This window comes from Dickeya dadantii NCPPB 898, from assembly GCF_000406145.1.
Classification (GTDB): Bacteria; Pseudomonadota; Gammaproteobacteria; order Enterobacterales; family Enterobacteriaceae; genus Dickeya; species Dickeya dadantii.
The window spans coordinates 267,497-286,510 of the sequence record NZ_CM001976.1 but is presented as its reverse complement, the minus strand read 5'-3'; the positions used below and the strand labels follow the sequence as shown (position 1 = coordinate 286,510).

Below are 19,014 nucleotides of genomic sequence, written 5' to 3'. Positions count from 1 at the left end.
CTTACCATGCTAGATAAAATTGTCATCGCCAACCGCGGTGAGATTGCGCTGCGTATTTTGCGTGCCTGTAAAGAACTGGGCATCAAAACCGTCGCCGTGCACTCCACGGCGGACCGCGATCTGAAACACGTATTGCTGGCGGACGAAACCGTGTGCATCGGCCCGGCGCCGTCCCCGAAAAGTTACCTGAATATCCCGGCGATCATTTCGGCGGCGGAAATCACCGGCGCGGTGGCGATCCACCCCGGTTACGGTTTCCTGTCCGAAAACGCCGACTTCGCCGAGCAGGTTGAGCGCTCCGGCTTCATTTTCATCGGCCCACGCGCCGACACTATTCGCCTGATGGGCGACAAGGTGTCCGCCATCAGCGCCATGAAAAAAGCCGGCGTTCCCTGTGTGCCGGGTTCTGACGGCCCGCTGGGCGACGACATGGACAAGAATCGCGCCATCGGCAAGCGCATCGGTTATCCGGTCATCATCAAAGCCTCTGGCGGCGGCGGCGGTCGCGGTATGCGCGTAGTGCGTAGCGAAAAAGAGCTGGAACAATCTATCGCTATGACCCGTGCGGAAGCCAAAGCGGCGTTCAACAACGACATGGTCTACATGGAAAAATACCTGGAAAATCCGCGTCATGTGGAAATCCAGGTACTGGCCGACGGCCAGGGCAACGCCATCTATCTGGCGGAGCGCGACTGTTCCATGCAGCGCCGTCACCAGAAAGTGGTGGAAGAAGCGCCGGCGCCGGGCATCACCGCCGATCTGCGTCGCTATATCGGCGAACGCTGCGCTAAAGCTTGTGTGGACATCAACTACCGCGGTGCCGGTACGTTCGAGTTTCTGTTCGAGAACGGCGAGTTCTATTTCATCGAAATGAACACCCGTATCCAGGTAGAGCACCCGGTTACCGAAATGATCACCGGCGTGGACCTGATCAAGGAACAGCTGCGCATCGCCGCCGGCCAGCCGCTGTCTATCAAACAGGAAGAGGTCAAAGTACGCGGTCACGCGGTGGAATGCCGTATCAACGCCGAAGACCCGAACACCTTCCTGCCGAGTCCGGGCAAAATCACCCGTTTCCACGCGCCGGGCGGGTTTGGCGTGCGTTGGGAATCGCACATTTATGCCGGTTACACCGTACCGCCGCATTACGATTCCATGATCGGCAAGCTGATCACCTACGGTGAAAGCCGCGATATCGCCATTTCCCGTATGAAAAACGCGCTGGCGGAACTGATCATTGATGGCATCAAGACCAATGTGGAATTGCAGATGCGCATCATGTCCGACGAAAACTTCCAGCATGGTGGCACCAACATCCACTATCTGGAGAAGAAACTCGGCCTGCAGTAATCTTTCGCACCGATGAAACGGGTCGGCCTATGCCGGCCCGTTTTTATTTCCACGCCGCCCGCCGCATTCTGGCTCAACGCATCGATTTTTCGCTGGGCAATTGGCTGACATGCCGTAAAATCCCCTGTTTTGTGTCACCCATATACACTGATTCCTGCCGGATTAAGGGGAAATCATGGATAAACGCTTTCTCCAGGCACACCGCGAAGCCCGCTGGTCACTGATACTGACGCTGGCCTATCTGGTAGCCTGGACGCTTTTTGCCTATCTGCCCGACAACCGTCCCGGCCTGACCGGCCTGCCGCACTGGTTCGAACTGGCCTGCCTGGCGTTGCCGCTGCTGTTTATCGGCCTGTGCTGGCTGATGGTGCGCGTGGTGTTCCGCGATGTTTCACTGGAGGATCACGATGCAGAGTGATGTCATCCTGCCGCTGATTGCTTATCTGCTACTGGTGTTCGGCCTGTCGGTCTATGCCTGGCGGCGTCGCCAGCAGGGCAACTTTCTCACCGAATATTTTATCGGCAACCGCTCGATGGGCGGCTTCGTGCTGGCGATGACGCTAATCGGTACTTATGTCAGCGCCAGTTCGTTCATCGGCGGCCCCGGCGCGGCCTATAAATACGGGCTGGGCTGGGTACTGCTGTCGATGATTCAGGTGCCGACCATGCTGTTGTCGCTGAGCATCCTCGGCAAGAAGTTCGCTATTCTGGCGCGCCGTTACAACGCCATCACCCTCAATGACATGCTGTACGCCCGTTACGGCAGCCGCCTGCTGGTCTGGTTCGCCAGCCTGAGCCTGCTGGTGGCGTTTATCGGCGCGATGGCGGTGCAATTTATCGGCGGCGCCCGGCTGCTGGAAACCGTCGCCCACGTGCCCTACAACGTCGGGCTGCTAATCTTTGGCATTACCATCGCGCTCTACACCGCGTTCGGCGGCTTTCGCGCCAGCGTGCTGAACGACGCGCTACAGGGGATTGTGATGCTGATCGGCACCCTGCTGTTGCTGGCCGGCGTGATCTACGCAGCAGGCGGCTTGCCGGCCGCCGTCGGCAAACTGGCGCAGATCAACCCGGCGCTGGTCGATCCGCACGGCAGCAACCAAATCTTGTCCGCACCGTTCATGGCGTCGTTCTGGGTGCTGGTGTGCTTCGGCGTCATCGGCCTGCCCAACACCGCCGTGCGCTGCATTTCCTACCGCGACAGCAAAGCGCTGCACCGCGGCATCCTGATCGGCACCCTGGTCATCAGCGTATTGATGTTGGGTATGCATCTGGCCGGCGCGCTGGGGCGCGCTATCCTGCCCAACCTGACCATTCCCGATCAGGTGCTGCCGGAGCTGATGCTGACCGTACTGCCGCCGCTGGCCGCCGGGATCTTCCTGGCTGCGCCGACCGCCGCCATCATGTCGAACATTAACGCCCATTTGCTGCAGGCTTCCGCCACGATCGTGAAAGATCTTTACCTGAGCGTCTATCCTCAGAAGATCAGCAACGAGCGTTATATCCGCCACTTGTCCAGTTTCACCACCCTGTTGCTCGGCCTGCTGGTGCTGCTGGCGTCGTGGCGGCCGCCGGAAATGATCATCTGGCTGAACCTGTTGGCATTCGGCGGGCTGGAAGCGGTGTTCCTGTGGCCATTGGTGTTGGGGCTTTATTGGGAACGCGCCAACGCCGCCGGCGCGCTGTGCTCAATGTTCAGCGGTGCCGTCAGTTACACCCTGCTCGCCAGCTTTAACATCCAGCTGGCCGGCTTTCATCCGATTGTGCCATCGCTGCTGTTAAGCCTGGTGGCGTTTATTCTGGGCAACCGATTTGGGCGCCAGCCCGCGCCTGCGGTTGCCGCATCTTCATCACTTTGAGGTCAGAGGCTGCTATGCCGTGGATTCAACTGAAAATCAATACGTCCGGCGCACACGCGGAACAACTGGGCGACGCGCTGTCTGAAAGCGGCGCCGTCTCGGTCACGTTTCAGGATACGCATGATACGCCGGTGTTCGAACCGCTGCCGGGTGAAACCCGCTTGTGGGGCGATACCGACGTCATCGGTCTGTACGACGCCGAAACCGACATGGCCGAGGTTATCGCCATGCTGGAGCAGGAACCGCTGCTTGGCGCCGGTTTCCGGCACAAAATCGAACAGCTGGAAGACAAGGACTGGGAGCGGGAATGGATGGAAAACTTCCATCCGATGCAGTTCGGCAAGCGGCTGTGGATTTGCCCGAGCTGGCGCGAGGTACCGGACCCGAACGCGGTCAACGTGATGCTGGACCCCGGTCTGGCGTTCGGCACCGGCACCCACCCGACCACCTCGCTGTGCCTGCAATGGCTCGACGGGCTGGATCTGGACGGCAAAACCGTCATCGACTTCGGCTGCGGTTCCGGCATTCTGGCGATTGCCGCGCTGAAACTCGGCGCTGCTCATGCTATCGGCATCGATATCGACCCGCAGGCGATTCAGGCCAGCCGCGACAACGCGCAGCGTAACGGCGTGTCCGAACGTCTGGAGCTGTATCTGCCGAAGGATCAACCAAAAGACCTATCCGCCGACGTGGTGGTCGCCAACATTCTGGCCGGCCCGCTGCGCGAACTGGCGCCGCTGATCGGCGTTCTGCCGAAGAATGGCGGTCACCTCGGTCTGTCCGGTATTCTGGCCTCACAAGCGCAAAGCGTGGCGGAAGCCTATGAAGACCGGTTCCAGCTCGACCCGGTGGCGGAAAAAGAAGAGTGGTGCCGCATTACCGGCATCCGCAAACCGGTCTGACCTGTTGCCTGCGCCTGCCGGAACATCTCGGTTCCGGCAGGCGTCCCATGTGGATATTCCGCTGGACAAACGTACTACTCGCTGGACAAACGCACCACTACTGCCATCAATCACTGTTTTCATGCAATGAAACAGCATATTCAGGCAGATGTTTTATTTCCCCGGCGTGTTCACAAAATCGGCGACATGAAAATAACATTCTGTAAATAAAGGGAAAATAAAAACAACGCGGAAGCAATGCGGCATTTCCTTGATCTGTTCCGCTCAATTGCTCAAAGTTTGGCCTTTCCTATCGCGTAAAAAATGCGTAATATACGCGCCCTTGCAGGCACAGTATGGTCACTCTTTGTCTATGCGCATTGGACAATTTCAGCTTCCCAATCGTTTGATTGCCGCCCCGATGGCGGGCGTGAGCGATCGCCCGTTTCGGGCACTCTGTTACGCGATGGGCGCTGGAATGACGGTCTCCGAAATGCTCTCTTCCAATCCGGAAGTGTGGCGTTCGGATAAGTCGCGACTGCGCATGGTACATAGCGATGAGCCCGGTATCCGGGCGGTGCAGATCGCCGGCGGCGATCCGGATGAGATGGCGGCGGCCGCCAGAATCAACGCGGAGAACGGCGCGCAGGTCATCGATATCAACATGGGATGCCCGGCCAAGAAGGTCAACCGCAAGATGGCCGGATCGGCGTTGTTGCAGTATCCGGAGTTGGTAAAACAGATCCTGATTGCGGTGGTGAAAGCGGTAGACGTACCGGTAACGCTGAAAATCCGCACCGGCTGGGCGCCAGAGCACCGTAACTGTGCCGAGATTGCCAAATTGGCTGAAGACTGTGGTATTCAGGCGCTCACCGTCCATGGACGCACGCGCGCGTGTCTGTTCAATGGCGAAGCGGAATACGACAGTATTCGGACAGTTAAGCAGAGCGTCTCCATTCCCATCATTGCGAATGGCGACATTACTGACCCGCGCAAAGCCAGAGCGGTTCTTGATTACACCGGGGCTGACGCCCTGATGATAGGACGAGCCGCTCAGGGAAGACCCTGGATCTTTCGGGAAATCCAGCATTATCTGGACACAGGGGAGCTGCTGCCCCCCCTGCCACTGGCAGAGGTCAAGCGCTTGTTGATCGGGCATATACGGGAATTGCACGACTTTTATGGTCCAGGCAAGGGATTTCGTATAGCGCGTAAGCACGTGTCCTGGTATCTCCAGGAGCACGCCCCAAACGACCAGTTTAGGCGCACATTCAACGCCATAGAGGACGCCAGCGAACAGCTGGAGGCGTTGAAGGCATATTTTGAAAATCTTGCGTAAACAGAAAAAGAGCTGACAGAACTATGTTCGAACAACGCGTGAATTCTGACGTACTGACCGTTTCCACTGTAAACTCTCAGGCTCAGGTAACCCAAAAACCCCTGCGCGACTCGGTTAAACAGGCACTGAAGAACTATTTCGCTCAACTGAATGGTCAGGATGTGAATGACCTGTATGAGCTGGTACTGGCTGAAGTAGAACAGCCGCTGTTGGACATGGTGATGCAGTACACCCGCGGCAACCAGACCCGCGCTGCTCTGATGATGGGCATCAACCGCGGTACGCTGCGTAAGAAACTGAAAAAATACGGCATGAACTGATAACCATCAGTCATCCACTGAATAAAAAAGGCGCGATACCGGTTGGATCGCGCCTTTTTACTTACCACCGCTGCATGTCCCGCTCAACCAGAGTGGATTACCCGCTCGCCGTCTTTACTGTTTGATCATATCCGCTTATGCCAGCGACGCCATATCGATGACAAACCGGTATTTCACGTCGCTTTTCAACATACGTTCATAGGCCGCGTTGATGTTCTGAATATCGATCATTTCCACGTCGGAAGTGATGCCATGCTCGCCGCAAAAATCGAGCATTTCCTGCGTCTCGGCAATCCCACCGATGCAGGAACCCGCTACCGACCGCCGCCCCAGAATCATCGACACGGTGTTGAGCATCGGATTGATGTCGCCCAGCAGGCCCACAAACACCAGCGTGCCGTCTAACGTCAGTGTCGGCATGTAAGGGTTGATATCATGCTCGTAGGGCACGGTGTCGATAATCAGGTCAAACTGACCTTTGACCGTCTCCATCTGCGACGCCGCCGTCGACAGCACAATGCGGTCAGCCCCTAAACGCCGGGCGTCGGCCTCTTTGCCGGGAGAGCGAGTGAATAGCGTCACTTCCGCGCCGAGCGCATGAGCCAGTTTGATCGCCATATGGCCCAGACCGCCCAATCCGACCACCGCTACCTTGCTGCCTTTACCGACGTTCCAGTGGCGCAACGGCGACCAGGTGGTAATCCCGGCGCACAGCAGCGGCGCCGCCGATTTCAGGTCCATCGAGGCGGGAATGCGCAGCACAAAATCCTGCGAGGCGACGATTTGCTGAGAATAGCCGCCGTAGGTCGGCTGGTGATCATGACGGTCAACCCCGTTATAGGTCTGCACGTTGCCTTCATCGCAGTATTGTTCCAGCCCCTGCTTACAAGGCTGGCATTCACGACACGAATCCACCATGCAGCCGATACCCACCAGATCGTCAGGTTTGAATTTGGTGACGCCAGCGCCAACGGCGGTCACACGCCCGATGATTTCATGACCGGGTACCAGCGGATAATGGCTAAACCCCCAGTCATTGCGCGCCTGATGCAGATCGGAGTGGCAAACGCCGCAATACAGAATCTCCACCACCACATCATCGGGGCGCGGCGTTCGGCGCGTAAAGTGAAACGGCGCTAACGGCGCGGCTGATGACTGCGCGGCATAACCCAGTACTTTCATGGTCATAGTTGACTCCTTGCCTTATTCAAAGCGTGATTACAATTCCAGCCGGGTCGGACGGAACAGAACGTCGTTAATGTCCACATCTTCAGGCTGACGGATAGCGAAGGCCACGACCCGGGCAAATGACTCTGCAGAAATAGCATAGTCGTCATAGAACGACTTGACGCCCGCTGCCATGTTGGGATCGGTAATACTTCGCGCCAGTTCCCTTTCCACCGCGCCGGGCATCATCCGCAACCACACCACGGTTTCCTGGGTTACTTCGGGTATTGCTCATCACTGACGTGCTCCATCCATTCCACCACACTGCCATCAAGCGATTCGGCAATTGCGATGTGCGTCATCGCCGTTTCCGCCGTCGCGCCGTGCCAGTGCTTCACCCCTTCGGGGATCCACACGATATCTCCCGGGTTCATTTCATGAATTTCGTTACCCCATTCCTGAACCCAGCCTCGCCCCTGAACCACAATCAGCGTTTGTCCCAGCGGATGGGTGTGCCAGGCGGTGCGTGCGCCGGGTTCAAAGGTGACGGTCGCGCCGCCCACGCGGGCAGGCTCTGTCGCCTGAAACGGTGCGTCGATGCGTACGTGACCGGTAAACCACGCTTCCGGGCCTGGCCGGGAAGGCTGCGAACCATTACGAATAATCTTCATGCTTTCCTCTACTTCCGGCCTGATTGCCGGCGTTAACATCAACAGGGAGACGGGGATGACATCACGGCTAAGCCCCATACGTCTCTATCAGTATGGTTGGCGCCAGCCAATATCGGCGTCACGCCCGACAAGGCATTGCCGTCGTCAACCGACGTCTTCCGCCTGAACTGAATCGTTGATGAAAACGTATCGCGCCGGATAACCGGCGACTAGACAGGGAAATCCGCATGGAGCTATGAATCAAATTCATATATTTATTCAGTATAGTGTCATGCGAAGACACGCTCTTGGCGCCACTGGGGAGGCAGGTCAATGCTTAAAGAGAATTTCAGCGATCTCATTTCGTTTCGCATGGTCGCGCAGGAAAAGAGTTTTACCCGCGCGGCGGCGAAGCTGGGCATATCCCAGTCAGCGCTAAGCCACGCCATGCGCAGCCTGGAAGAGCGGTTAGACATCCGCCTGCTGACGCGCACCACGCGCAGCGTGTCATTGACCGAGGCCGGCGAGCGACTGCTCGGGAACATTTCGCCGTCGCTGAACGAACTCGAATTCGCACTGGAAGATCTGGGGGAGATGCGCGACAAACCGGCGGGCAATATCCGTTTGACGGCGGGAGAGCATGCGGTGAATTTTGTTCTCTGGCCGGTATTGAAGCCGTTTCTCAGCCAGCACCCGGATATCCATCTGGAAATTACCGTCGACAATACGCTGACGGACATCGTTAACGAACGTTTTGACGCCGGTGTCCGGTTGGGCGAGCAGGTCGCAAAAGACATGATTGCCGTGCGCATCGGCCCGGATATGCGGATGGCGGTAGTCGGTTCGCCGGCGTATTTCGCCCACCACGCCGTGCCCGACACCCCGCAGTCGCTACAGCAACACCGTTGCATCAACATGCGTCTTCCCACGCTGGGAGGATTGTTCGCCTGGGAATTCTCCAGAGACGGGCGCGAAATCCGCGTCCGGGTCGATGGCCAGCTGACATTCAACAACCTACAGCACCGTATCGACGCCGCGCTGTCTGGCCTGGGGCTGGCTTACGTTCCGGAAGACACCATCCGCCAGGCGGTGGCAGACGGGCGTCTTATTCAGGTATTGGAGTCGTGGTGCGAACCGTTCCCCGGCTATTACCTGTACTATCCCAGCCGTAAGCAGCACACCGCTGCCTTTTCACTGTTTATCGACGCGCTGCGCTACCGCAGCTGATGGCGGATTCTTGCGGCGCACGCGTCAGCACCAGATCGACGCGTGCGCTACGCGGTAAAAGGTTATCGATAATGGCATTACGTTCCCGGTGGGAAGTCGGTGGACGCCGCCAGCTCGACCTGTTGTTCAAAATTCCGCAGCCGTTCGCGCAGCACGTCGATCGTGCCTTGCAACGCCTGAGAACCCAGCACCATACGCAGCGGCGCCGGTTGGCGATCAACACTTTCGATAATGCGCGTCGCCATTCTGGTCGGGTCGCCCGGCGCCAGCCCATTCGCGGGATCAAGCATACGCAAAAAGGCATGGGCGGGCGTCACATCATAGACCGGCATCAATGTGGCGACCTGCGCGCTGCCGTAACGGAATTCGGTGCGTGCGCCGCCGGGTTCAACCAGCGTCATGCCAATGCCAAAGGGAGCGGCTTCCTGCGCGACCGACTCGACAAAGCCTTCAATCCCCCATTTGGTAGCGTGATAGAGGGAATTACCGGGGAAAGCCACCTGCCCGCCATAGGACGAGATTTGGATAATCCGCCCCCCGCCCTGCTGGCGCATGATGGGAATGACGCGGCGAATAAATTGAATGGACCCCAGCAGGTTGGTGGCGATCACCTGCTCAATCTGGCGATCGGAAAGTTCTTCCGCCGCGCCAAACAGCCCATAACCGGCATTGCTGATCGCCACGTCAATGCGGCCGAATCGTTTGAACGTCCGCTCGACAACGCCGGCTATCGCATCGGTATCCGTGACATCCAGTATTTCCGGGTGGAACGTCTCCGGCCATTGCCCCATCAGGGGCTGTACGCTTGCCAGATTTCGTACCGTACCCACTACGCGGTCGCCCTTCACCAGCAGTTGCTGCGTAAGTTCACGCCCAAAACCGGTGCTGACCCCGGTAATCAGCCAGATTCGCTGCGACATCATCTCTTCTCCATCATGGTCTTGATGGTCGATAATTTAGGCAGCCGCCGGGATGAATACTATAGAGAGAAAACGCTTGTGCTTATGAATGGAAATCATGGGTTCGCATGCAGCTTCCTCTGCACCACTTGCCCACTAAAATAAAACGAGGCGGGTTATCCGCCTGAGACTGTTGACAAACAGCCATGTTGTCTTACGAACGATGAATTTTGTCTGGTAAGTGAATAGTTTCGTGCGGGATAAACGGTGTCGTTTCTCTGCCATTCCATCGCACGCACGACAAGGAGAGGTTCAAACGCCACCTCTCCTTGACCACTGGCTGGTGGCTAAACTGTGCCGCTGGCGCGGTCCCTTCGGCATTCGCCTTCGCTGTTCGGGCCGCCCGTGACGCGGTTACTCGCCCCATCCCTGGGGCTCGCCCTGCGGGCCAGCGTAAACGCTGTTCAAAAACGTTCCCAACGTTTTTGTCAGACGCGGCACGGGCTTTCGCGACATCCATGCCGCTCACCCGGCGAAGTCGCTCACCTCAGCACAGTTTTAACGCCGGAAAAACCCTTCATTTTGCACTTATAGGGTTTATCAGCAATCTGAGGCGGGTTATTCACCTCGTTCACAGCCGTGCGATTTTCTCGCCGCCGCCGGTCGCGTTCAGCGGATATCCAGCTCCACCCACACGGCAGCATGGTCTGAAGCGGCGGTATCCCAGGAGGTGACTGTCGGGAACGGCGTCACCGGCTCCGCGCCTTCTTTGGCGGTGATCTTGTCAATGTTGTAGATGCCGCGCCGCTCAATGCCGCAGGTGACCTTCGCCTGATGCAACGGCGTAGAAATGAAAATATAGTCCAGCTGGTTCAGCCGCTCCCCGGCCTTACCGCCGGAGAAATAATAGGTATAACGCGCCGTTTCCGGCAGGGAAGGATCGATAGCCGGGTGCAAATCCGGCACGGAAAACAGCGGTGCCAGACTGTGCCAGGGATTGGCGACATCCTCGTTCAGGTCGCCCATCACCACCACATACTCCTGCTGCAAATTGTACCCGCGGACAATTTCGGCCACCCGCTCCGCCTGTGCGCGGCGCCGTTTGGCCGCCCGTTCGCGTTCGTCATCGTTACGACCGTTCTGGCTTTTAAAGTGATTACACAGCACATGCACCGGCTGCGGCAGGCCGACATCTATCGTCACTTCCAGACAATCGCGGCTGAACAGCGGCTTGAACGATTCGCTGACGTCAAAGATATGGGTACACAGTTGGGTAATACGATGACGCGTCAGGCAGGCAACATCGATGCCACGCGGATCGTTCGGGCTGTCGATCATGACATACTGGGCGAATGCCCGATCCGCCAGAATCTGCTGGTTGAAATCACGCAGCACCGCCATGTTTTCCACTTCCGCCGCGCACAGGATGTCGGCATTCAGCGCCTTGATAACCAGCCCGGTATTTTTTCGCTGTTGATCGCCGAACGCTTCGGCGCGAAAAACCAGCTCGCCCAGCCAGTCGCCTCGCCCCTGGCAGCTCTTGTTAATCCGGAATCCGGTCTTGCCGGCCTCGTTTTTCCAACTGCCGAGCGAGCCGCCATCGACGCGAAGGTCGACGTAGGGCTGGAGATTGCTGGTCAGGGTAAAGACCCGGTCTTTCAGGGCATCGTCATACTTATCGGCATCCAGCAGCGTTTGCAACTGGCGTACTTTCTCCAGCAATTCACTGCTTTGCTGCGGGTCGGGCAGGTTGAGAATCGCGGTGCGGTGGAACAGGTTTTCAACGTTATAGCTGGCAAGTCTGAGCTTCATAGCTCCTCCTCAGGCAACAGACTACGGCGGGAAAGAACAAGTCTGGCTACCGATTGTTACCACCGTATATCACGCCTTCCCGCGATGCTAACCCGCGGTCCCCAGTGGTAAAAAATACCGGCGCTCACTATATTCATAGCAGATATAAGCAATGTCTTTATGTACTTGGCAAACATCATGACATCACGTAAATTCGCAGCATTTCTGACTTACAACGGCAATAGCCATACCTGGCAGGAACTATGATGAAAAAATCTCGCTTAGCATTACTTACCGGCGCCTTACTGGTTACCAGCGCGCTGGCACAGGCTCAGGACGATCTCCGCGCCATCAAGGCCGCGGGTGTGATTAAATTTGGCACCGAGGGCACGTATGCGCCTTACACCTACCATGATGCCTCCGGCAAACTGGTCGGTTTCGATGTGGATGTCGGCCGCGCCGTGGCGGAAAAACTAGGCGTAAAAGCTGAATTCGTCGAAGGCCGCTGGGACGGGCTGATTGCCGGCGTAGACGCCAAACGCTATGACGCCGTCATCAATCAGGTGGGTGTAACCAAAGAGCGTCAGGCGAAGTATGACTTCACCAAACCGTATATCGACGCAAAATCCGTGCTGATCGTGCGTGGCGATAACACCAGCATCAAATCGTTCAGCGATCTGAAAGGCCACAAATCCGCCCAGAGCCTGACCAGCAATTATTCCAAGCTGGCGACCAGCTACGGTGCGGAAATCGTGCCGACCGACGGCTTCAACCAGTCGCTGGAGTTGGTACTGAGCGGCCGCGCCGAAGCCACGCTGAACGATAACCTGTCATTCCTGGACTTCAAAAAACACAAACCGGACGCCAACGTGAAAGTGGTCGCTACCGCTGAAAGCGGCGATCCGTCCGCTATTCTGGTACGCAAAAACCAGCCGCAGTTGGTGGACGCGCTGAACAACGCGTTGGATCAAATCAAAGCTGACGGCACCTATAAGACGATTTCTGTGCGATACTTTGGACAAGACGTTTCCAAATAATGCATTGATATCGGAGTTATTTTAGATGCCATCATGGCTACAACTCATGGCAGACTCCTTCTGGAGTCTGCTTTCCGCTGGGCTGACATTCACCGTTCCTCTCGCGATTCTTTCCTTTGTCCTCGGTTTGATGATCGGTGTGCTGGTCGCCTTGCTGCGCCTGTACGGCCCAACGCCGCTCAAAAAGATTTGCGACTTTTATGTGTGGGTGATTCGCGGCACGCCGCTACTGGTCCAGCTGTTCCTGATTTTCTATGGTTTGCCCAACGCCGGCATCACGCTGGATGCGTTCCCGGCGGCACTGATTGGTTTCAGCCTTAACGTCGGCGCTTACAGCTCGGAAATCGTACGCGGTGCTATTCTCTCCGTCCCGAAAGGACAATGGAACGCCGCCTATTCGCTCGGAATGAGCGGCGCGCAGGCCATCCGCTGGGTGATCGTGCCGCAGTCGGTATTCGTGTCGCTGCCGCCGCTGGCTAATACCTTTATTTCGCTGGTCAAAGACACCTCGCTGGCCGCCGTGATCACGGTGCCGGAAATGTTTTTAGCCGCGCAACGTATCGTGTCGGTGACCTACGAGCCGCTGATTCTCTATATCGAAGCCGCACTCATCTACCTGCTGTTCAGCACTGTGTTAAGTAAGCTGCAGACGCGGCTGGAAAAATACTACCAGCGCCACATCGTGCATTGATAACCGACAGGCAGGCTGTCTGGCCTGCCTTTGCCACCTCTCACAATCAAACCGACCACCTCGACATTACCCCCGATTTGCCGTAGCCTTCCGTTTTACCAGCCGGAGAATGTCATGAAACAGATTGTCAGAATCGCGCTGATAGGTGACTACACCCCAACCGTCACCGCTCATCAGGCCATCCCGCCCGCTCTCAACCTCGCCGCCCGCCAGCTTGACCTCACGATTCAGTACCAGTGGATAGACAGCGAACTACTGTCGCCGGCCAGCCAGCTCGACGCTTTCGATGCCGTCTGGTGCGTTCCCGCCAGCCCGTATCGTCACGACGACAATATCCTGCAAGCCATCCGTTTTGCCCGTGAAACGCATATCCCGTTTCTGGGCACCTGCGGGGGGTGTCAGTATGCGCTGCTCGAATACGCCCGCCACGTTCTGAGCTGGCATGACGCTAATAATGCGGAAGTCACTCAGGAAGGCCGGGCGGTGATTTCGCCCTTGCAATGTGAAATGGTGGAAAAACAGGGTGATATTCGCCTGTCACCCGATTCACGCATTGGCCGTGCTTACGGCCGCGACGCGATCGCCGAAGGCTACCGCTGCCGCTACGGCATCAACGAAGCGTTTCGGGATGCATTCACCACCGCCGGTGTACGGGTGTCCGGCGTGGATGACAACGGAGATATTCGCGCGGTCGAACTCACCGACCATCCGTTTTTTGTCGGCACCTTGTTTCAGCCAGAACGCGCTGCACTAAAACAGATAGCACCGCCGCTGGCCATTGCACTCCTTGAGGCAGCGTCGGCACGTTAACCTCCGGTTTTTACGCAAGTTGCACCAAATTGGATCGACCACAGCACAATTCATCCATTTTGGTGCGCCCTATGCCTTTCCTTTATCCCTCTATAGCTCCGATTTATCCCGGCTCACCACTGATACGATTTAGTTTCCTGCCTGTACCACTGTGATTACAAGCTGGCATCGTTTTTGCTTTCTGATAACGACGGCCCCGTTTCCGGGACACCACGCCGACAGACAGAGCAGGCGCAGCCATGACTGCGCCAAAACACAACAGCACATTACTATTACATTAGGCACATACGATGATTATGAAAAAAGTGATTATGTCCACGCTGGTCGCCAGCGCTTCACTGTTTGCCTTCATCAACCAGGCACACGCAGGCGCAACTCTTGATGCGATTCAGAAGAAAGGGTTCGTGCAGTGCGGTATCAGCGATGGACTTCCTGGTTTCTCGTATGCCGATGCCAACGGCAAATACTCCGGTATCGACGTTGACGTCTGCCGTGGTGTCGCTGCGGCCATTTTTGGCGATGCCAATAAAGTCAAGTTCACCCCGCTGACCGCCAAAGAGCGCTTCACCGCTCTGCAATCCGGCGAAGTGGATTTGCTGTCCCGCAATACCACCTGGACCTCCTCCCGTGACGGCGGCATGGGCCTGCTGTTCACCGGCGTGACCTACTACGACGGCATCGGCTTTCTGACCCATAACAAAGCCGGACTGAAAAGCGCCAAAGAGCTGGACGGCGCAACCGTTTGCATCCAGGCCGGCACCGACACCGAGCTGAACGTGGCCGATTACTTCAAAACCCACAACATGAAATACACCCCGGTGACCTTCGACCGCTCTGACGAAAGCGCCAAAGCGCTGGATTCCGGCCGCTGCGATACGCTGGCTTCCGACCAGTCTCAGTTGTACGCCCTGCGTATCAAACTGGGCAAACCGGCTGACTTCGTGGTACTGCCGGAAGTGATCTCCAAAGAACCGCTGGGACCGGTAGTGCGTCGTGGTGACGAAGACTGGTACGCGATTGTGCGCTGGACGCTGTTCGCCATGCTGAACGCCGAAGAGATGGGCATCACCTCTCAGAACGTCGACCAGATGGCCGCTAAACCGACCACCCCGGACATGTCGCACCTGCTGGGTAAAGAAGGCAACTACGGCAAAGACCTGAAACTGCCGGCCGACTGGGCGTACAAAATCGTCAAACAGGTAGGCAACTACGGCGAAGTGTTTGAGCGCAACGTGGGTCAGGGCAGTGAGCTGAAAATCAAACGTGGCCTGAACGAACTGTGGAACAAAGGCGGCATCCAGTACGCCCCTGCCATTCGCTGATTCCTGATGTAAAACCGGGCACGTGCTGCGAACCAGCCGTGCCCTTGCTTTATCTGTCACTGAGGCTCCAACATGCTGCAACGCCCAACCGTGAAAGGTGATTTATCACTGACTAATCCAGCGGTGCGCGCCTGGTTGTATCAAATCCTGGCGGTCGTCATCGTCGTGGTTACCGTCGGTTATCTGCTGCACAACACGGTAACCAATCTGGCGCAGCGCGGGATTACGTCAGGTTTTGCCTTTCTGAATAACAGTGCCGGCTTTGGTATTGTTCAGCACCTGATTGACTATGAACAAGGCGATACCTACGCTCGCGTCTTTGTTGTCGGTCTGCTGAACACGCTGCTGGTTTCGGCTATTTGTATTGTCTGCGCCTCGCTGCTGGGGTTTATCGTCGGTCTGGCTCGCCTGTCCGACAACTGGCTGTTGCGTAAATTGTCCACCATCTACATCGAGACATTCCGCAATATCCCGCCGCTGTTGCAGATCTTCTTCTGGTATTTTGCGGTACTGCGCAACCTGCCAGGCCCGCGTCAGGCGGTAAACGCGCTCGATACCTTCTTCCTGAGCAACCGCGGATTGTATATTCCGGCCGCCGAGTTCGGCCCGGGGGCGCTGCCTTCGATACTGGCGCTGATCATTGCGCTGGTGGTCGGTGCCATGATTTTCCGCCGCAATAAGCGCTACCATGCCCTCACCGGTCAGCAGCGCAGGTCCTGGCCAATTCCGCTGGCGGTACTCGTGGTGTTGCTGGGTTTATCACATCTGATTTTCGGCCGGGCGCTGCATTGGGATTTCCCGGTACTGAAAGGATTCAACTTCAGCGGCGGGATGGTGCTGATCCCTGAACTGGCGGCACTGGCGCTGGCATTGTCGGTGTATACCTCTTCCTTTATCGCCGAGATCATCCGCTCCGGGATTCAATCCGTCTCTTATGGGCAACACGAAGCGGCGCTATCGCTGGGCCTGCCTAAGCCGGTCACCCTGCGTAAGGTCATTCTGCCGCAGGCGCTGCGCGTGATTATTCCACCACTGACCAGCCAGTATCTGAACGTGGTGAAAAATTCTTCGCTGGCTGCCGCCATCGGTTATCCGGACATGGTGTCGCTGTTCGCCGGTACGGTGTTGAACCAGACCGGGCAGGCTATCGAAACCATCGCCATCACCATGTCGGTCTACCTGATTATCAGCCTGCTGATCTCATTACTGATGAACATCTATAACCGGAAAATCGCCTTAATTGAGCGTTAAAGGAACAGGATGACCATGATTACACACACACCATCCAACCCGACGCCCATTAACCGCGCCATTGTCTGGGCGCGACGAAATCTGTTCTCCAGCATCACCAACAGTGTGCTGACGCTGGCCTGCCTGTGGCTACTGTGGACGCTGATCCCGCCGCTGTTGAACTGGGCCATTCTCAAGGCTAACTGGATCGGCTCCACCCGCGCGGATTGCACCAGCGACGGCGCCTGCTGGGTGTTCATCCATGCCCGTTTCGAGCAGTTCATGTATGGGCTTTATCCTCGGGAAGAGCTGTGGCGCATCAACTTCGCGCTGGTATTGGCGCTGATCAGCATCCTGCCGATGTTCTGGCGCAATCTGCCGCACCGCGGCCGTTACATCGCCATCTGGTGCGTGATCTATCCGTTGATCGCCTGGTGGTTGCTGTTTGGTGGTTTTGGCGGCCTGACGCGGGTGGAAACCCGCCAGTGGGGCGGTCTGACGCTGACTATCATCATCGCGGCGATCGGCATCGCCGGCGCCCTACCGTTGGGGATCCTGCTGGCACTGGGGCGCCGCTCCAACATGCCGGTGCTGCGTGCGCTCTGCGTCATCTTCATTGAGTTCTGGCGCGGCGTGCCGCTGATTACCGTCTTGTTCATGTCCTCCGTCATGCTGCCGCTGTTTCTGACGGAAGGCACCAACATCGACAAACTGCTGCGTGCGCTGGTCGGAGTGATTCTGTTTCAGTCCGCCTATGTGGCGGAAGTGGTCCGCGGCGGTCTGCAGGCGCTACCCAAAGGGCAATATGAAGCAGCCCAATCTCTGGCGCTCGGCTACTGGCGTATGCAGGGGCTGGTGATTCTACCTCAGGCGCTGAAGATGGTGATACCCGGTCTGGTCAACACCATCATCGCGCTGTTCAAAGACACCAGTCTGGTGATCATCATCGGCCTGTTCGACCTGTTCAGCAGCATTCAGCAAGCGACCGTTGATCCGGCCTGGTTGGGAATGTCCACGGAAGGCTATGTATTCGCCGCCATCCTCTATTGGATCTTCTGTTTCAGCATGTCGCGTTATAGCCAGCACTTAGAAAAACGTTTTGATACCGGACGCAAGTCTCATTGAGGTTACCCATGAACCAGGACACGTTAACATCATCTTCCGACTACATGATCACGCTGGAAAACGTGAATAAGTGGTATGGGCAGTTCCACGTACTGAAAAATATCAACCTGCAGGTCAAACAAGGGGAACGTATTGTTCTGTGCGGACCATCAGGCTCCGGTAAATCAACCACCATCCGCTGTATCAACCATCTGGAAGAACATCAGCAGGGGCGCATCGTGGTAGATGGCATCGAACTTAACCACGATAGCCGCAATATCGAGAAAATCAGAACAGAAGTGGGTATGGTGTTCCAGCATTTCAACCTGTTCCCGCATCTGACCGTTCTGCAGAACTGTACGCTGGCGCCGAGCTGGGTTCGCAACATGCCGAAAAAAGAAGCGGAGGAGCTGGCGATGCACTATCTGGAACGAGTGCGCATCGCCGCTCATGCCCACAAATACCCCGGTCAGCTTTCCGGCGGCCAGCAACAGCGTGTCGCGATTGCCCGATCGCTGTGCATGAAACCGAAAATCATGCTGTTTGACGAACCGACATCGGCGCTGGATCCGGAAATGGTGAAAGAAGTGCTGGATACCATGCTGGGTCTGGCGGAAGACGGTATGACCATGCTGTGCGTGACCCATGAAATGGGCTTCGCCCGGACGGTAGCCAACCGGGTGATCTTTATGGATCAGGGTGAGATCGTCGAGCAAGCGCCGCCGGATATCTTCTTCAGCAGCCCGCGTTCAGAACGTACACAGACGTTCCTGGCTCAGATACTGCATTAATCACATTCAACTTCTCTCAGGCCCGCTCACTGTAGCGGGCCTTTTTCATGTCCTGAATTTTCATACTCTGAACACCATGCATTGGGATCAGCAGACGAAAGATTTCAAACACGAACCCGTTGATAAAACTCTGCTTTACCGTCACGGGCCAGGAGGTGATATCGCGGCGTTGATCGACGCCGACACGCTGGCCGTGGCCACCGATACCGCCTTAACCCTTGCCCTGCCCTGTCTGGATCTCAACCAGCCGGCGCAGATCGCCGTATTTATCCGTGACTGGCTGCGAAGGAGAACCGGCGCTGCCGGAGACTGAAGCGAGATGATTATTTTGTTTGTGCAGAGTGATAAAAACCGCGGAGAGAGGGAGATAAAGGGAAGGCCTTGCAGGAAAAACGCGACAGACGCGCGACACAGCGCCGGGGAGAGTACAAGACCGGACCGTAAAACCGCACACAGGGCCGCCGCCTGTCCTGACCGGTATCCCGTAATGCCGGCTTCCCGGCCCCATAGCAAAAAACCCCCGGCGCTAACCGGGGGTTCCTTATG

Annotated in this window: 20 protein-coding genes; 15 read left to right on the top strand and 5 right to left on the bottom strand. The window is 57.0% G+C overall.

Features of this window, described 5'->3' with window-relative positions:
• Positions 1 to 6 precede the first annotated feature (6 nt).
• From accC to fis, 6 genes are all read left to right on the top strand, one after another.
• Positions 7 to 1,350, top strand: coding sequence for an acetyl-CoA carboxylase biotin carboxylase subunit (accC, locus tag DDA898_RS01785; protein ID WP_013315979.1), 1,344 nt, complete (start codon positions 7 to 9; stop codon positions 1,348 to 1,350).
• Positions 1,351 to 1,525: 175 nt separating this feature from the next.
• The gene (locus tag DDA898_RS01780; protein ID WP_022631794.1) at positions 1,526 to 1,768 is read left to right on the top strand and encodes a YhdT family protein; all 243 of its coding nucleotides are present in this window, start codon (positions 1,526 to 1,528) and stop codon (positions 1,766 to 1,768) included.
• Positions 1,758 to 3,209, top strand: coding sequence for a sodium/pantothenate symporter (gene panF / locus DDA898_RS01775; protein ID WP_038910018.1), 1,452 nt, complete (start codon positions 1,758 to 1,760; stop codon positions 3,207 to 3,209). The genes DDA898_RS01780 and panF overlap by 11 nt, the downstream gene beginning before the upstream one ends.
• Before the next feature lie 14 nt (positions 3,210 to 3,223).
• The gene (gene prmA / locus DDA898_RS01770) at positions 3,224 to 4,111 is read left to right on the top strand and encodes a 50S ribosomal protein L11 methyltransferase (protein WP_038910017.1); all 888 of its coding nucleotides are present in this window, start codon (positions 3,224 to 3,226) and stop codon (positions 4,109 to 4,111) included.
• Between the two features lie 352 nt (positions 4,112 to 4,463).
• On the top strand, positions 4,464 to 5,429 hold the full coding sequence (dusB, locus tag DDA898_RS01765) for a tRNA dihydrouridine synthase DusB (protein WP_013315975.1): 966 nt from the start codon (positions 4,464 to 4,466) through the stop codon (positions 5,427 to 5,429).
• A 23-nt stretch (positions 5,430 to 5,452) separates the two neighbouring features.
• Complete coding sequence (fis, locus tag DDA898_RS01760; RefSeq protein ID WP_012883002.1) at positions 5,453 to 5,749, top strand: DNA-binding transcriptional regulator Fis; 297 nt, start codon at positions 5,453 to 5,455, stop codon at positions 5,747 to 5,749.
• 135 nt (positions 5,750 to 5,884) lie between these two features.
• Here fis and DDA898_RS01755 read toward each other — a convergent pair whose 3' ends face one another.
• From DDA898_RS01755 to DDA898_RS01745, 3 genes are read right to left on the bottom strand one after another with little or no spacing between them, the layout of a single operon-like run.
• On the bottom strand, positions 5,885 to 6,937 hold the full coding sequence (locus DDA898_RS01755; protein ID WP_038910016.1) for an NAD(P)-dependent alcohol dehydrogenase: 1,053 nt from the start codon (positions 6,935 to 6,937) through the stop codon (positions 5,885 to 5,887).
• 30 nt (positions 6,938 to 6,967) lie between these two features.
• Positions 6,968 to 7,177, bottom strand: coding sequence for an SDR family oxidoreductase (locus DDA898_RS01750; RefSeq protein ID WP_201765878.1), 210 nt, complete (start codon positions 7,175 to 7,177; stop codon positions 6,968 to 6,970).
• Between the two features lie 14 nt (positions 7,178 to 7,191).
• Positions 7,192 to 7,587, bottom strand: a complete 396-nt coding sequence (locus tag DDA898_RS01745) for a (R)-mandelonitrile lyase (RefSeq protein WP_038910014.1) — start codon at positions 7,585 to 7,587, stop codon at positions 7,192 to 7,194.
• A gap of 312 nt (positions 7,588 to 7,899) precedes the next feature.
• Between DDA898_RS01745 and DDA898_RS01740 the strand changes: the two genes are divergently transcribed.
• Positions 7,900 to 8,793, top strand: a complete 894-nt coding sequence (locus DDA898_RS01740) for a LysR family transcriptional regulator (RefSeq protein WP_038910013.1) — start codon at positions 7,900 to 7,902, stop codon at positions 8,791 to 8,793.
• A gap of 77 nt (positions 8,794 to 8,870) precedes the next feature.
• Here the strand turns inward: DDA898_RS01740 and DDA898_RS01735 are convergent, their stop codons facing one another.
• Both DDA898_RS01735 and DDA898_RS01730 read right to left on the bottom strand, forming a co-directional pair.
• On the bottom strand, positions 8,871 to 9,716 hold the full coding sequence (locus DDA898_RS01735; protein WP_081639202.1) for an SDR family oxidoreductase: 846 nt from the start codon (positions 9,714 to 9,716) through the stop codon (positions 8,871 to 8,873).
• A gap of 645 nt (positions 9,717 to 10,361) precedes the next feature.
• Positions 10,362 to 11,504: an endonuclease/exonuclease/phosphatase family protein gene (locus DDA898_RS01730; protein WP_038910012.1), complete on the bottom strand. Its 1,143-nt coding sequence runs from the start codon at positions 11,502 to 11,504 to the stop codon at positions 10,362 to 10,364.
• Positions 11,505 to 11,749: 245 nt separating this feature from the next.
• Between DDA898_RS01730 and DDA898_RS01725 the strand changes: the two genes are divergently transcribed.
• The 8 genes from DDA898_RS01725 to DDA898_RS01690 all read left to right on the top strand — a co-directional run bounded on the left by DDA898_RS01725 (position 11,750) and on the right by DDA898_RS01690 (position 18,781).
• A complete protein-coding gene (locus DDA898_RS01725) occupies positions 11,750 to 12,520 on the top strand; it encodes an amino acid ABC transporter substrate-binding protein (RefSeq protein WP_038910010.1) in 771 nt (256 codons plus the stop codon).
• A 25-nt stretch (positions 12,521 to 12,545) separates the two neighbouring features.
• Complete coding sequence (locus DDA898_RS01720) at positions 12,546 to 13,211, top strand: amino acid ABC transporter permease (protein ID WP_038900053.1); 666 nt, start codon at positions 12,546 to 12,548, stop codon at positions 13,209 to 13,211.
• Positions 13,212 to 13,325: 114 nt separating this feature from the next.
• Positions 13,326 to 14,021, top strand: a complete 696-nt coding sequence (locus tag DDA898_RS01715) for a CTP synthase C-terminal region-related (seleno)protein (protein ID WP_038910009.1) — start codon at positions 13,326 to 13,328, stop codon at positions 14,019 to 14,021.
• A 296-nt stretch (positions 14,022 to 14,317) separates the two neighbouring features.
• Positions 14,318 to 15,343, top strand: coding sequence for an amino acid ABC transporter substrate-binding protein (locus DDA898_RS01710; RefSeq protein WP_013315956.1), 1,026 nt, complete (start codon positions 14,318 to 14,320; stop codon positions 15,341 to 15,343).
• Between the two features lie 72 nt (positions 15,344 to 15,415).
• A complete protein-coding gene (locus DDA898_RS01705; RefSeq protein WP_038900051.1) occupies positions 15,416 to 16,594 on the top strand; it encodes an amino acid ABC transporter permease in 1,179 nt (392 codons plus the stop codon).
• 9 nt (positions 16,595 to 16,603) lie between these two features.
• Positions 16,604 to 17,698: an amino acid ABC transporter permease gene (locus DDA898_RS01700; protein WP_038910008.1), complete on the top strand. Its 1,095-nt coding sequence runs from the start codon at positions 16,604 to 16,606 to the stop codon at positions 17,696 to 17,698.
• Positions 17,699 to 17,706: 8 nt separating this feature from the next.
• Complete coding sequence (locus DDA898_RS01695) at positions 17,707 to 18,468, top strand: amino acid ABC transporter ATP-binding protein (RefSeq protein ID WP_038900050.1); 762 nt, start codon at positions 17,707 to 17,709, stop codon at positions 18,466 to 18,468.
• 76 nt (positions 18,469 to 18,544) lie between these two features.
• Complete coding sequence (locus DDA898_RS01690; protein ID WP_038900049.1) at positions 18,545 to 18,781, top strand: P-loop NTPase family protein; 237 nt, start codon at positions 18,545 to 18,547, stop codon at positions 18,779 to 18,781.
• Positions 18,782 to 19,014 lie beyond the last annotated feature (233 nt).

What these genes read in the sequence shown, in the direction of transcription:
- accC (WP_013315979.1), top strand. Translation starts at nt 7, where the DNA reads ATGCTAGATAAAATTGTCATCGCCAACCGCGGTGAGATTGCGCTGCGT.
- DDA898_RS01780 (WP_022631794.1), top strand. Translation starts at nt 1,526, where the DNA reads ATGGATAAACGCTTTCTCCAGGCACACCGCGAAGCCCGCTGGTCACTG.
- panF (WP_038910018.1), top strand. Translation starts at nt 1,758, where the DNA reads ATGCAGAGTGATGTCATCCTGCCGCTGATTGCTTATCTGCTACTGGTG.
- prmA (WP_038910017.1), top strand. Translation starts at nt 3,224, where the DNA reads ATGCCGTGGATTCAACTGAAAATCAATACGTCCGGCGCACACGCGGAA.
- dusB (WP_013315975.1), top strand. Translation starts at nt 4,464, where the DNA reads ATGCGCATTGGACAATTTCAGCTTCCCAATCGTTTGATTGCCGCCCCG.
- fis (WP_012883002.1), top strand. Translation starts at nt 5,453, where the DNA reads ATGTTCGAACAACGCGTGAATTCTGACGTACTGACCGTTTCCACTGTA.
- DDA898_RS01755 (WP_038910016.1), bottom strand. Translation starts at nt 6,937, where the DNA reads ATGACCATGAAAGTACTGGGTTATGCCGCGCAGTCATCAGCCGCGCCG.
- DDA898_RS01745 (WP_038910014.1), bottom strand. Translation starts at nt 7,587, where the DNA reads ATGAAGATTATTCGTAATGGTTCGCAGCCTTCCCGGCCAGGCCCGGAA.
- DDA898_RS01740 (WP_038910013.1), top strand. Translation starts at nt 7,900, where the DNA reads ATGCTTAAAGAGAATTTCAGCGATCTCATTTCGTTTCGCATGGTCGCG.
- DDA898_RS01735 (WP_081639202.1), bottom strand. Translation starts at nt 9,716, where the DNA reads ATGATGTCGCAGCGAATCTGGCTGATTACCGGGGTCAGCACCGGTTTT.
- DDA898_RS01730 (WP_038910012.1), bottom strand. Translation starts at nt 11,504, where the DNA reads ATGAAGCTCAGACTTGCCAGCTATAACGTTGAAAACCTGTTCCACCGC.
- DDA898_RS01725 (WP_038910010.1), top strand. Translation starts at nt 11,750, where the DNA reads ATGAAAAAATCTCGCTTAGCATTACTTACCGGCGCCTTACTGGTTACC.
- DDA898_RS01720 (WP_038900053.1), top strand. Translation starts at nt 12,546, where the DNA reads ATGCCATCATGGCTACAACTCATGGCAGACTCCTTCTGGAGTCTGCTT.
- DDA898_RS01715 (WP_038910009.1), top strand. Translation starts at nt 13,326, where the DNA reads ATGAAACAGATTGTCAGAATCGCGCTGATAGGTGACTACACCCCAACC.
- DDA898_RS01710 (WP_013315956.1), top strand. Translation starts at nt 14,318, where the DNA reads ATGAAAAAAGTGATTATGTCCACGCTGGTCGCCAGCGCTTCACTGTTT.
- DDA898_RS01705 (WP_038900051.1), top strand. Translation starts at nt 15,416, where the DNA reads ATGCTGCAACGCCCAACCGTGAAAGGTGATTTATCACTGACTAATCCA.
- DDA898_RS01700 (WP_038910008.1), top strand. Translation starts at nt 16,604, where the DNA reads ATGACCATGATTACACACACACCATCCAACCCGACGCCCATTAACCGC.
- DDA898_RS01695 (WP_038900050.1), top strand. Translation starts at nt 17,707, where the DNA reads ATGAACCAGGACACGTTAACATCATCTTCCGACTACATGATCACGCTG.
- DDA898_RS01690 (WP_038900049.1), top strand. Translation starts at nt 18,545, where the DNA reads ATGCATTGGGATCAGCAGACGAAAGATTTCAAACACGAACCCGTTGAT.